General features: G+C 64.7%; 9 protein-coding genes and 1 pseudogene. 6 read left to right on the top strand and 4 right to left on the bottom strand.

Annotated features, from left to right (window positions below):
* Positions 1-343 precede the first annotated feature (343 nt).
* Genes PG892_RS15270 through PG892_RS15260 form a run of 3 tightly spaced genes read left to right on the top strand, consistent with a single transcriptional unit; the run spans position 344 to position 3,367 of the window.
* Positions 344-1,309, top strand: coding sequence for a tripartite tricarboxylate transporter substrate binding protein (locus PG892_RS15270; protein ID WP_052815427.1), 966 nt, complete (start codon positions 344-346; stop codon positions 1,307-1,309).
* Between the two features lie 57 nt (positions 1,310-1,366).
* Positions 1,367-1,828: a tripartite tricarboxylate transporter TctB family protein gene (locus PG892_RS15265; RefSeq protein WP_052815428.1), complete on the top strand. Its 462-nt coding sequence runs from the start codon at positions 1,367-1,369 to the stop codon at positions 1,826-1,828.
* Positions 1,829-1,837: 9 nt separating this feature from the next.
* A complete protein-coding gene (locus PG892_RS15260; protein WP_053288415.1) occupies positions 1,838-3,367 on the top strand; it encodes a tripartite tricarboxylate transporter permease in 1,530 nt (509 codons plus the stop codon).
* A gap of 138 nt (positions 3,368-3,505) precedes the next feature.
* Here PG892_RS15260 and PG892_RS15255 read toward each other — a convergent pair whose 3' ends face one another.
* The 4 genes and pseudogenes from PG892_RS15255 to PG892_RS15240 form a co-directional block, all read right to left on the bottom strand.
* A complete protein-coding gene (locus PG892_RS15255) occupies positions 3,506-4,171 on the bottom strand; it encodes a response regulator (RefSeq protein WP_052815430.1) in 666 nt (221 codons plus the stop codon).
* Entirely contained in the window at positions 4,172-5,755 is a 1,584-nt protein-coding gene (locus PG892_RS15250) for an ATP-binding protein (RefSeq protein WP_270825558.1), read from the bottom strand.
* A complete protein-coding gene (locus PG892_RS15245; RefSeq protein ID WP_029314606.1) occupies positions 5,752-6,963 on the bottom strand; it encodes an ROK family transcriptional regulator in 1,212 nt (403 codons plus the stop codon). The genes PG892_RS15250 and PG892_RS15245 overlap by 4 nt, the downstream gene beginning before the upstream one ends.
* Positions 6,964-7,067: 104 nt before the next feature.
* Positions 7,068-8,735: pseudogene (locus PG892_RS15240) on the bottom strand (methyl-accepting chemotaxis protein).
* 128 nt (positions 8,736-8,863) lie between these two features.
* On the opposite strand from PG892_RS15240, the gene PG892_RS15235 reads away from it, so the two are divergent.
* From PG892_RS15235 to glpB, 3 genes are all read left to right on the top strand, one after another.
* On the top strand, positions 8,864-9,319 hold the full coding sequence (locus tag PG892_RS15235) for a YchJ family protein (RefSeq protein WP_080989954.1): 456 nt from the start codon (positions 8,864-8,866) through the stop codon (positions 9,317-9,319).
* A gap of 221 nt (positions 9,320-9,540) precedes the next feature.
* Positions 9,541-11,220, top strand: coding sequence for an anaerobic glycerol-3-phosphate dehydrogenase subunit A (gene glpA / locus PG892_RS15230; RefSeq protein WP_052815433.1), 1,680 nt, complete (start codon positions 9,541-9,543; stop codon positions 11,218-11,220).
* Complete coding sequence (gene glpB / locus PG892_RS15225; protein ID WP_052815434.1) at positions 11,210-12,490, top strand: glycerol-3-phosphate dehydrogenase subunit GlpB; 1,281 nt, start codon at positions 11,210-11,212, stop codon at positions 12,488-12,490. Before glpA ends, glpB begins: the two co-directional genes overlap by 11 nt.
* Positions 12,491-12,497 lie beyond the last annotated feature (7 nt).

Here is a 12,497-nt window from a genome sequence, read left to right as displayed (position 1 = left end):
AACCAGCGGGGCTGACGCCCCGGCGAAATTCCTCTCCCACCTACGTCGGAGGGAGTCCCCTTTCGCATTTAAGATGGAGCAGGTGGCTCTGCGCCAGCAGGCGAGCGATGCCCTGAAACAGGAGGCGAAGGAGGACATCAGCACATCGGCGGCGAAACCGACCCAGTGATCCTTGCCGGACGAGGCGCTCACGGGCGCCTCGTTTCTATACGCGCCCCCCTCTTCGGCCCATGACCAGAATGAACACAATGGCCACAACAGCCTTAATAGCCATTACGGTCAGATTGTTTTCCAGTCAGACATGATTAATTAACCTTCTTGCAACAATCACAAGGAGAGCACCATGTTGCAAGGAACCTTCAAGCGTACCCTGATCGGTAGTCTGCTCGCACTGAGCGTCGGCGCCCACGCCCAGATCAACGAAGTCCACTTCCTGATCCCGGGCGGCGCTGGCGGCGGCTGGGATACCACGGCCCGCGGCACCGGTGAAGTGCTGGCCAAGTCCGGTCTGGTCAAGACCGTCTCCTACCAGAACATGTCCGCCGGTGGCGGCGCCAAGGCCATCGCCCACCTCATCGAGACCTCGGCCCAGTCCGACAAGACTCTGATGGTCAACTCCACCCCCATCATCGTCAAATCCCTCTCCAAGGAGCTGCCCCAGTCCTTCCGTGATCTGACGCCGGTGGCCGCCATCATCGCCGACTACCAGGCGCTGGCGGTGAAGGCGGACTCCCCCTATCAGAACTGGGCCCAGCTGCTGGCCGCCTACGAGGAGAACCCGGCCAAGGTGAAGATTGCCGGGGGTTCCGCCCGTGGCAGCCTGGATCACCTGGTCGCCGCCCTGACCTTCAAGAATGCCGGCGCCGACGCCAGCAAACTGCGCTACGTCGCCTACGATGCCGGCGGCAGCGCCATGGCCGCCGTGCTGGCCGGAGAGACCCAGGCCATCTCCACCGGCTTTGGCGAGGCGATGGAAGCGGTCAAGTCAGGCCAGATGCGGATCCTCGGGGTCACTTCCGACAAACGCCTGCCGGGGGCGGAGCAGATCCCCACCTTCAGCGAGCAGAACAACCCCACCGTCTTCGCCAACTGGCGCGGTTACTTCGCCTCCCCCACCATCAGCCCGGAGAAATCCGCCGAGTTTGCCGCCCTGCTCAAGCAGATGTACGACAAGCCGGAGTGGGAAGTGGTCCGCACCCGCAACAGCTGGACCAACCTCTACAAGTCGGGTCCCGAGTTCACCGCCTTCCTCGACGGCCAGGAGCAGCAGATCGGCGGCCTGATGCGCGAGCTCGGCTTCATCAAGTAACCCTCGTTGTCACATCGCAGGCGGGCGCAGGCCCGCCGCCCATGTTGGAGTCAAGAGATGAACATCACCAAGGAGCGACTGGGGGGCCTGCTGTTTCTGCTGCTCTCCCTCACCTATGGCTACTACGCCACCGAGATACCGGGCTACCCCGGCGACGAATACGAACCCTTCACCGCCAGTACCCTGCCCTATGCCCTGGCAGGGATCGGGACGCTGCTCTCCCTGCTGCTGGTGCTCTTCCCCGGGGGCGAGCCCCTGCGCCGGGAAGAGGGAGACTGGCGCCGGGTCTTCATCCTGCTCGGGCTCATGGTCATTTACGGATTGGGGCTCACCTGGTTTGGCTTCGTGCTCTCGACCATCGCCTTCCTGAGTGTGGGCATCCGGGTGCTCGGTGAGCCCAGTCTGCGCTACGGCCTGATGATCAGCGTCCCCTTCTCCATCGGTTTCTGGGCCCTGCTCACCAAGGGGCTCAACGTCTATCTGGAGCCGGGTCGCCTGTTCACCCTGCTCGGTTTCTAAGGAGTCACCATGTTAGACGGAATCTTGCAAGGACTCGGCACTGCACTGCTGCCGGTCAACCTGATGATGGTGGTGCTTGGCTGCTTCATCGGCACCTTTATCGGCATGTTGCCGGGCCTTGGCCCGGTCACCGCCATCGCCCTGATGATCCCCATCACCTATGGCCTGGATCCCTCCTCCGGCATCATCTTGATGGCGGGGGTCTATTACGGCGCCATCTTCGGGGGCTCCACCTCCTCCATCCTGATCAACGCCCCCGGCTGCTCCGCCACCGTGGTCACCGCCTTCGACGGCTATCCCCTGGCCTGCAAGGGACAGGCGGGCAAGGCGCTGGCCATCGCCGCCTACGCCTCCTTCACCGGCGGCACCCTCTCCGCCATCATGCTGATGGTGGCGGCGCCCCTGCTGGCCAAGGTCTCCCTCTCCTTCCAGTCGGCGGACTACTTCGCCCTCATGGTGCTGGGCCTCTCCGCCGTGGCAGCCTTTGCCGGCAAGGGGCAGGTGCTCAAAGCGCTGATCATGGCGCTGTTCGGCATCATGATCTCCACCATCGGCATCGACCGCAGCGTCGGGGTAGACAGGTTCACCTTCGGGTTGCCGGATCTGCGTGACGGCTTCTCCTTCCTGCTGCTGGCCATGGCCACCTTTGCCCTCGCGGAGATCCTGATGGCGGTGCTGCGCCCCGGCAAGGACAACAGCGAGGAAGAGGCCAGGCAGATGCAGCAGCTCGGCAGCCTCAAGCTCAGCAAGGAAGAGGTCAGAGAGATAGCGCCCCCCATCGCCCGCTCCTCGGTGCTGGGCTTTCTCATCGGCGTGCTGCCGGGAGCCGGCGCCACCATCGCCGCCTTCATGGCCTATGGCACCGAGCGCAACATCGCCGGCAAACAGCGCCAGGAGCAGTTCGGCAAGGGCAGCCTGCGCGGTCTGGCCGCCCCGGAAGCGGCCAACAACGCCGCCTCCACCGGCTCCTTCGTGCCCCTGCTGACCCTGGGGATCCCGGGCTCCGGCACCACGGCCCTCATCCTGGGCGCCCTGGTGGCCTACGGCATCCAGCCGGGCCCGCGTCTGTTCATGGAGCATCCGGACGTCTTCTGGTCGGTGATCATCTCCATGTATCTGGGCAACGTGGTGCTGTTGATCCTGAACCTCCCCCTCATCCCCTACCTGGCCCGGGTACTGGCGGTGCCGCGCCCCGTGCTCATCCCCATGGTGCTGCTGTTCTCCCTGACCGGGGTCTATCTGGTCTCCTTCAACACCATGGACATCCATGTGATGGCCATCGTTGCACTGATCGCCATCGGCCTGCGCCTGCTCACCTTCCCCATGGCCCCCATGCTGCTCGGTTTCATCCTGGGGGGTATGCTGGAGGACAACCTGCGCCGGGCCCTGGTGATCAACGACGGCAGCCTGAGCTTCCTGTGGGAGCGCCCCATCACCCTCGCCTTCACGGTGATCACCCTGACCATGTTGCTGCTGCCCGTCTGGCAGTGGTGGCAGGCTCGCCGGGCCCCCAAGGGGGAGCTTGCCACCAGCCACTGAATCGATGAGCCTCTGCCACCTCTGAACCCTGCCCCATCACGCGTAGAGACCTTGATGCCCACGGGAAGCAAATCCTGACAAAAAGAGCGCCGAAAGGCGCTCTTTTCTTGTCTGGACGACAGGTTCCGGACGACCGGATCACGGCTTGCGGTAACGCCGCTCCGGCCGCCCGACGGTGCCATATTCGAGCTCGGGGCTCGCCAGTTGCTGCCCCACCAGAAATTCCAGATAGCGGCGCGCCGTGGTCCGGCTCACCCCTATCCGGCAGCCTATCTCCTCGGCACTGGCGGCCTCCGGAGTCAGGGCCGTCAGCACCCGCTGCAGGGTGAGAGCATCGATGCCCTTGGGCAGTCCCTCTGCCGCCACCTGCTGCAACGGCGTACCGAACAGGGTGTCCACCGCCTGCTGGTCGATGTCGGCCAACGCCGCCAGGGCGGCGATGCTCTGACGGTACTTCTCCAGGGTGTCGCGCAGCCGCTCGAACACCACGGGCTTCAAAATGAAATCCACCACCCCGAGGCGCATCGCCTCCTGCAGGGCAGCGGCTTCCCGCGCCGCGGTGAGCAGGATCACATCCAGACTCGCCCCCGCCTGGCGCAGCTCTCTCAATAGCGAGAACCCCTCTCCATCGGGCAACCAGACATCCAGCAGCACCAGATCGGGTTTGAGGATCCCTATCTGCTCCCTGGCATCGAACAGGGTGAGCGCCACCCCCAGCACCTCGAAACCGGCGAGGCGCTGCACGAAGCGGCGGTGGATCTCGGCAATGGCGGGATCATCCTCGACGATCAGGATCTTGATCACTTACACCTCCTTGGGAATGTAACAGACGACGCAACTTCCCTGCGTCGTGGCTTCGATGGTGATCTCCCCCTGCAGGGCATCCAGGGTCTTGCGCACCAGGGAGAGCCCGATACCGTGTCCTGGCTCGGGCTTGCTACTGACCCCCTGTTCGAACAACCTGTCCGCCAACTGCGGGTCGATGCCGCCAGCCCCGTCTTCCACCTCCAGCACCAGATCCTGCCCCAGATCGCTCAGGGAAACCCGGATGGGCTGATAGGGCGCACCGTGGCGGCGGGTCGCCTCGAAGGCGTTGTCGATGAGGTTGCCCAGCACCGTTACCAGCTGGGAACCGCTGACACGGGCAGGAATGTCGTGCAGACGGGCATCGGGATCGATCACGAGCTCAAGACCGAGTTCGTGGGCCCTGTGGTATTTGCCGAGCAGCAGCCCCGCCACCTTGGGTTTGGCGATGGCCCCCATCAGGAAGCCGAGCAGGGTCTGCTCGGTGGCCGCCTCCCGCCCGATGAAGGCGAGCGCCTCCCGGGTGGCCCCGAGCTCAATGAGGCCAGCGATGGTCCCAAGCTGGTTGTTGTGCTCGTGGGTCTGCACCCGCAGCAGATCGCTGTAGGCCTGCACCTGGGAGAGCTGGGCACTGAGTTCCGCCAGCTCGTCCTTGCGCCGAAAGCTCGACACGGCGCCGATCAGCTTGCCCTCGCGCACCAGCGGCAACCGGTTGACGATGAGGGACTGGCCGTTGAGCACGATCTCCTCGTCAAACTGGGGGGTCTGCTCTTGCAGGATGGAGAGCATGCGACTGCCCGGCAGCAGGTGACCGATGGGCTGTCCAATAGCGGCCCGGGCAGTGGTGTCGTCCAGGCGCAGCAGCTTGATGCCGTTGGGGTTCAGAGAGGTGAGGCGCCCTTGCTCGTCGATGGTGAGGATCCCCTCGCGCACCGTGCGCAGGGTACAGTCTAGCTCCGCATAGAGACGCCCCATCTGCTCGGGTTCAAAGCCGAAAATCGCCTTCTTGTAGCGCCGGGCCAGCCAGGCGGCGGCGACACTGTTGAGCAGCACGATGAGCAAGGTCATGGCCAGGCCGAAGCGCAAATAGTCCTGCAGATCCGTATCGATGTCCCGCACCAGATAGCCGACCGACACCACCCCGATGATCTTGCCCATCTCGTCACGGATGGGCCCCTTGCCGCGCACCGAGACCCCGAGGGACCCCTGGGCCCTGGAGATATAGGCCTCCCCCTGCAGGGCACGCTCGGGATCATCACCCACCATGGGTTTGCCAATCCGGTCCGCATTGGGGTGCGCCAGGCGGCGTGCCTGCCTGTCCCCGATGACGATGTAGCTGGCCCCGACCTCGGCGCGGATCCGCTCCACCAGGGCATTGAGGCGGACCGTATCCGCCCGCTTCACCCCGGCGATGACGCCGGACTCCCGCGCCACCAGCCGTGCCACATCCAGGGCCTGATCCCCCACCTCACGGTAGCGCTGCTCGGCGACATAGTAGTAGCTGGCCCCGCTCAGCAACACCAGTTGCAGCAGACTGACCAGACAGAGAATGAGCAGGAAGCGTCCTTGCAACCCGAGCCTCATGCCTCCTTGTCGCCTCGCAACAAGTCGAGCAGCAGACTGCCATCGCGCAGGGCCTTGTGCACCTGCACCGAGGTGGGTTTGGTGGGATCTTCGTAGAAGTGGGTGGATTCAATCTGCAGGCGCACCAGGTACTCGGCGGGCAACTGGCTTGCCAGGGACTGGTGCAACATGGGGAAGAGCAGTCGATCGGCCCGGGTGATCTCCCCCCCGAGCAGCAGCTTGCCCGGATTGAGCAGGCAGATGAGGTTCGCCAGCACCCGGGAGAGGCGGCCTGCTGCCTGGTGCAGGATGTCCTGACACAGGCTGTTGCCGGCCAGCGCCAGCTCGCACAGCTCGCGTATGGTGACGCTTTCGGGCAGATCGAACTCCTGCATCCGTTCGCGCAGCTCCCGATATTGCGCCTCCAGCGCCTGATTGGTCACGAGGGTGCAGGCGCAGCCGAAGCCACCGCAGTAGCAGCGCTGGCCATAGGGTTCGAGCTGCAGGTGGCTGAGATCCCCGAGCAGAGCCGACTCGCTCTCGATGAGCTGGCCATTGACCACCATGCCGACCCCGATGTCGTTGTGCACGAACACCAGCACCGCATCCGAGCAGTTCCTGGCGGCGCCCCACTCCCGCTCGGCCTGGATCCAGGTGCGCACGTCGCCGCTCACCAGCACGGGTACCGAGAAGGCTTCCTGCAGGGTGGGACCGAGGGGCCAGTTGCGCAGATCGTAATAGGGAAAATGCTTGACCATGCCGGAGTGGCGCTCCACCTGGCCGGGCAGGCAGAGGGCGATGCAGGCCAGACGCAGCGCCTTCTTGGGCAAAAAGCCCTCGATGGCCCGCACCAGGCTGGCCAGCAGCTCGGCACGCTCCGCCTCGTTGAAGACATGGCGATGGCGTGCCAGGGAGTGACCCGCGAGATCGAACAGGGCCATGTCCACATAGCCGCGCCCCAGGCGCATGGAGAGAAACTGGAAGCGGCGCTCGTTGATGCGCAGCAGGGTCTGGCGACGGCCACGCCCCACCGAGCTCTCGCCGCAGGTGACCACCAGGCCGCCGTCCAGCAGCTCGCGGGTGATCTTGGTGATGCTGGCCGGCGACAGGCCGGTCAGACGGGACAGATCGGTACGGGACAGCTCCTTGTGCTCCTCCAGGCTGGCATAGACCAGGCCGTAGTTGAGCTGACGGATCAAATCGATACTGCCTTTCACGATCTCATTCATAGGGTTGGGGCTAACGAAAGGAACGAATGGCGCGATTTTCACACATTCTGCGCCGATCCCCAAATTTGCCGTCTGGAAATCCTGTCCAGACGGCAAAAATGTGATTAGTAACGGAAGCGGGAGACGAGTTGGCGCAATTTGTCACCCGTGCCTGCCAGGGCGCGGGTGGTGGTGCTGGACTCCCCGGACGCCTCGGTCAGCTCGCTGACGATCTGCTGGATGGCCACCAGGTTCTTGTTGATCTCCTCGGAGACCGCGTGCTGCTCCTCGGCGGCCGTGGCGATCTGGATGTTCATGTCGTTGATGGTGCCGACCGCCGCCACCATGCTGTCCAGGGAGCTGGCGATGTGGCTCGCCTCCTGCACCGTCTCCTGGCTGCGTGCCTCGCTGGCCTGCATCACCTCCACCGCCTGTTTCACTCCGCCCTGCAGGCGCTGGAGCATCTCGTTGATCTCTTTGGTGCTCTGCTGGGTACGGCCCGCGAGGGATCGCACCTCGTCCGCCACCACCGCAAAGCCGCGCCCCTGCTCGCCCGCCCGGGCCGCCTCGATGGCGGCGTTGAGGGCCAGCAGGTTGGTCTGATCGGCGATGCCGCGAATGACCTCCACCACGGAGCCTATCTTGCCGGTCTCGTGGGCGAGCTGCTCGATGACCCCGGCCGCCACATGCACTTCGTCCACCAGCCGGTTGATGCTGCCGATGGCGCTGTTCACCACCCCCCGGGCCGCATCGGACTCGCGGGCCGCATCGCTGGTGGCGCTGGCGGCGTTGGAAGCGCTCGCCGCCACCTCCTGGGCGGTGGAGCTCATCTCGGTCACCGCGGTCACCACCTGATCCGTCTCCTTGCCATGGCCCTGCATCTGCCTGTCCGCATGCTCGCTCAGGCTATGCAGCCGATCCACGGCCCCCAGCAACTGGTGGCTGGTCTCCCCCACCTGGCTCACCACCGACTGGATCCGCTCGACGAAGCGGTTGAAGGCGGCGGCCAGCTGCCCCACCTCGTCCTTGCTCTGCACCTTGAGGCGCTGGGTCAGATCCCCGTCCCCGTCGGCGATGTCATTGAGTGCGGCAACCGCATCCGCCAGCGGGCGGGTGACCCGGTTGCCGATCACCACGGTTGCCGCCAGGGTCACCCCCAGGATCACCAGGATGAACAGCACCCCGGTTTTCAGGGAGCCATACATGGTCTCCTCCCGCTCGCTGCGCAGGGTGGCCAGCTCATTGTCGATGTCGTCGATGTAGAAGCCCGTGCCCACGACCCACTGATACTTGTCGAGCACCAGATTGAAGGAGAGCTTGGGGGCATCCCGCCCGATAGAGGGCTTGTTGGTCCAGTACTCCGAGAAGCCATCTCCTTCCCGCGCCGACTTGATGATCCCCTGAATGAGGAAGGCACCCTTGGTATCCTTGTCCTGCCAGCGGTTCTTCCCCTCCATCTCGGGCCGGGTCGGCAGCAGCACGGTATTGCCCTGTTAGTCGTAGACGAAGAAGTAGCCGTCGCTGCCATAGCGCAGCGGCCGCAATATCTCCTTCACCTGCTGGCGCACTTCGGGGCTGTCAGGCTTGCCGTAGCTGCCCTCGATGGCCGTCTTGGCCAGCATCAGATAACTGCTGAGCAGCGCCTTGCGCTCCTTGATTGCCCTCTCCCGCGCCACCACCAGATCCGATTCCAGATCGCTCCTGGCCACCAGGTAGTTGCTGAGATTGACCACCAGGGCCATCAGCAGCACGGGGATGGCCCCCAGTAACAGGATCTTCTGCTTAAGTGTCATTGTGTCACCCTTTGTGCTGTGTTCATTGCTGCATGATGTCTGCCTAAACGGCATGGGAAGCTAGCCGAAAGGGAAGTGCGTTCGCTACAATCCCGCCACCTTTAATTATCGACCAGATGAGCTGACTCATGAACCTATGTCCTTGCGGTTCCTCTCTTTTTCTTGCCAAGTGCTGCGGTGTACTCCACGCAGGTCAGCCCGCCGCCACCCCGGAGCAGCTGATGCGATCCCGCTACAGCGCCTTCGTGCTGGGATTGGGAGAATATCTGGTACACAGCTGGCACCCGGACTATCTGAACGGGCTGACCGCGGCCGACCTCTCATCGACCGACACCCGCTGGGATGGCCTCGAGATCCTCACCAGCCAGGGCGGCCCCGATGACACCCTCGGCATGGTGGAATTCAAGGCCTGGTTCCTGGAAGGGGACGAACGTCACTGCCTCCATGAGCGATCCCGCTTCGTGCGCCATCAGGGGCGCTGGGTCTACACCGACGGCGAGCAGGATCCGGCGCCGCTGCGGGTGGGGCGAAACGACCCCTGCCCCTGTGGCAGCGGCAAGAAGTTCAAGAAGTGCTGCGGCTGAGGTTTCCCCCACGCCGCCCTCTGGCCAGCCCCCGGGCTGGCCTTCTCCCCTCCCGTCATGCTTTCCCCTGCCCGCCTCGACGGTGACGTGAGGTTCATCACATTTCGCTCATCGCCTCACACTTAATGAGCGTTTACGAACATTAATTTGGCCCATATCAAACATTTTACGTCGTGAAGGCGCCACACTGGCCTTATCTGGAAGAGATGAGACGGGCAAGAATGAAAAGAATCACCACACAAGTCGTCATCATAGGGGGTGGCGCCACCGGCGCCGGCATCATGCGCGATTGCGCACTGCGCGGCATCGACTGCATCCTGCTTGAGCGGGACGACGTCGCCGCCGGCACCACGGGCCGCAACCATGGCCTGCTTCACTCCGGCGCCCGCTACGCGGTGACGGATCAGGAGTCCGCCCGCGAATGCATTCAGGAGAACCGCATCCTCAAGCGGATCGCCAGCCACTGTGTCGAGGACACCGGCGGCCTCTTCATCACCCTGCCGGAAGATGACATCCATTTTCAAAATACCTTCATGGACGCCTGCGCCCTGGCGGGCATCGACGCCCGCCAGCTGGATCCCGCCGAGGCGCTGCGCCTTGAACCCAACGTCAACCCGGCGCTGATCGGCGCCATTCAGGTGCCGGACGGCACGGTCGACCCCTTCCGTCTGGCTGCCGCCAACGTGCTGGATGCCAAGGAGCACGGCGCCCGCATCTTCACCCACAGCAAGGTGCTGGGGCTGCTGCGCACCCAAGACAGAGTGCACGGGGTCAAGGCGATCAACACCCGCACCGGCGAAGCGTTCGAGGTGGAGTGCCAGGAGGTGATCAACGCCGCCGGCATCTGGGGCCAGCAGATCTGCGAGTACGCCGATCTCGGCATCCGCATGTTCCCGGCCAAGGGCTCCCTGCTCATCATGGATTACCGCATCAACCAGCTGGTGCTCAACCGCGCCCGCAAACCGGCGGACGCGGACATCCTGGTGCCGGGCGATACCATCTCCCTCATCGGCACCACCTCGAGTCGCATCGATTACCACAAGATTGACCAGCTCACCGTCGAGCCTGAAGAGGTGGAAGTGCTGCTGCGCGAAGGGATAAAACTGGCCCCCATCATGGCCCGCACCCGATTGCTGCGCGCCTATGCCGGGGTTCGCCCGCTGGTGGCGGTGGATGGCGACGAGTCCGGCCGCAACATCAGCCGTGGCATAGTGCTGCTGGATCACGCCGAGCGCGACGGGCTCAAGGGCTTCAACACCATCACCGGCGGCAAGCTGATGACCTACCGGCTGATGGCAGAATGGGCCACCGACTTGCTTGCCAAGAAGCTTGGCAACAGCAAACCGTGCCGCACCGCTGAACTGAGCCTGCCCGGCTCGCGGGATCCGGAGAAGGTCTCCGCCCCCGGTCTCTCGGTCCCGGCTGAAGGCTCGGCCCAGTACCGTCACGGCGAGCGGGTCATCGCCTTTTTCCGCGACAATCCCAAGGCCAACGCCCTCATCTGCGAATGCGAGATGGTGACCGCAGGTGAAATCGAATACGCCCTGCGCGAGCTGGATGTGGACAACCTGGTGGATCTGCGCCGCCGCACTCGTCTGGGCATGGGACCCTGTCAGGGGGAGCTGTGCGCCTATCGCGCCGCCGGCCTGATGCAGGAGTACGGCAAGGCCGACGGCCGCCAGGCTTGCGTCATGCTGCGCCAGTTTCTGGAGGAGCGCTACAAGGGCACCCGCCCCGTGCTGTGGGGCGATGCCCTGCGCGAAGCCGAATTTACCTACTGGATCTACGAGGGGCTGTTCGGCCTTGGCGAGTGGACGGCCCCCCACCTGGTGGCCGAGCCCCCCTTCCCGCAAGACGCCAGCACCGCCAATCCCACCAAGGAGCGCAGCCATGAAATTTGACAGCATCGCTATCGGCGGCGGCATGGCGGGCCTCTCCGCGGCCCTGCGCCTGGCCGAGGCCGGCCAGAAGACCCTGCTGATGGCCTCCGGCCAGAGCGCCCTGCACTTCTCCTCCGGCTCGGTGGATCTGCTGGAGAGCGAGGGAGATCCCCGCGCCGCCCTGCCCGCCTTTATGGCCGCCAACCCCGAGCATCCCTACAGCAAGGTGGGGCTGGCCCATATCGCGGCGAGCCTCGATGATCTGCAACGCCACTGCGCCGCCCAGGGCTTGCCGCTGTTTCGCCAGGAGCGCAACCACCAGCGGCTGACCCCCATCGGCACCCTCAAAGCCACCTGGCTCTCCCCCGACACCTGCGCCTGCGTGACCGATGCACCGGCCCCCGACGCCATCCTGCTGGCCACCCTGGAGGGATTTCGCGACTTTCACCCCGAGCTCGCGGCAGCGAATCTCGCGACCCACGCGCGCTTCGCCCACTGCCGCATCCTGACCGGGGAAATTCGGCTGCCCCAGCTGGCCGAGTTCAGCCGCAATCCCCACGAGTTTCGCTCCGCCGACATCGCCCGCCTGTTTGACAAGCAGGGCAATGGCCAGCATGACCTGCTGACGGATCTAGCCCGCGAGATCAGCCGCATGGTGCAGGAGAGCGGTGAGCCGCGCTGCCGCCACCTGGTGCTGCCCGCCTGCCTGTCGCTGGGGCTGGTCGGCCCGCGCCTGACGGAGCTGGAGCAGCGCACCGGCTGCATCATCAAGGAGGTTGCCACCATGCCGCCGTCGCTTATTGGCATGCGGATGCAGGAGGCCCTCAAGCGCCGCTTCATGGCCCTTGGCGGCACCTTCCTCACCAGCGAGCGGGTGCTGGGCGCCCGTTACGACGGCGATCGGGTCATCGGCGTGCACAGCCAGAATGGCGACGATCAACTCTTTGAAGCGGATAACTTTGTACTCGCCTCCGGCAGCTTCTTCAGCCGCGGGCTGGAGTCGCGCCTGCGCGGCATTCGTGAGCCCATCTTCAACGCCGACGTGCTGAGCCTGCCCGAGCGCGACGCCTGGGCCGGCCGCCGCCTGTTCGACCACCACCCCTTCATGGGTTTCGGGGTCAAGACCGACGACAAGCTCAGAGTGCTGCGTGGCGGCAAACCGCTCGTCAACCTCTACGGCGCCGGTAGCGTGCTGGCGCACTATGACCCCATAAAAGAAGGGTCAGGCTCAGGCGTGGCCGTTGCCACCGGCTGGCAGGCTGCCGGTCATATTTTGAGTTCAGCCCAATGACGATTTT

The organism is Aeromonas sp. QDB68, assembly GCF_027707405.1.
GTDB lineage: Bacteria > Pseudomonadota > Gammaproteobacteria > Enterobacterales > Aeromonadaceae > Aeromonas > Aeromonas caviae.
Note: the sequence above shows the minus strand (reverse complement) of the source record. Positions and strands in the feature narration are given on the sequence as shown.

Excerpts from the sequence above, each read along its gene's own strand:
- PG892_RS15245 (WP_029314606.1), bottom strand. The coding sequence starts at position 6,963 with ATGAATGAGATCGTGAAAGGCAGTATCGATTTGATCCGTCAGCTCAAC.
- PG892_RS15250 (WP_270825558.1), bottom strand. The coding sequence starts at position 5,755 with ATGAGGCTCGGGTTGCAAGGACGCTTCCTGCTCATTCTCTGTCTGGTC.
- glpB (WP_052815434.1), top strand. The coding sequence starts at position 11,210 with ATGAAATTTGACAGCATCGCTATCGGCGGCGGCATGGCGGGCCTCTCC.
- glpA (WP_052815433.1), top strand. The coding sequence starts at position 9,541 with ATGAAAAGAATCACCACACAAGTCGTCATCATAGGGGGTGGCGCCACC.
- PG892_RS15270 (WP_052815427.1), top strand. The coding sequence starts at position 344 with ATGTTGCAAGGAACCTTCAAGCGTACCCTGATCGGTAGTCTGCTCGCA.
- PG892_RS15235 (WP_080989954.1), top strand. The coding sequence starts at position 8,864 with ATGAACCTATGTCCTTGCGGTTCCTCTCTTTTTCTTGCCAAGTGCTGC.
- PG892_RS15265 (WP_052815428.1), top strand. The coding sequence starts at position 1,367 with ATGAACATCACCAAGGAGCGACTGGGGGGCCTGCTGTTTCTGCTGCTC.
- PG892_RS15260 (WP_053288415.1), top strand. The coding sequence starts at position 1,838 with ATGTTAGACGGAATCTTGCAAGGACTCGGCACTGCACTGCTGCCGGTC.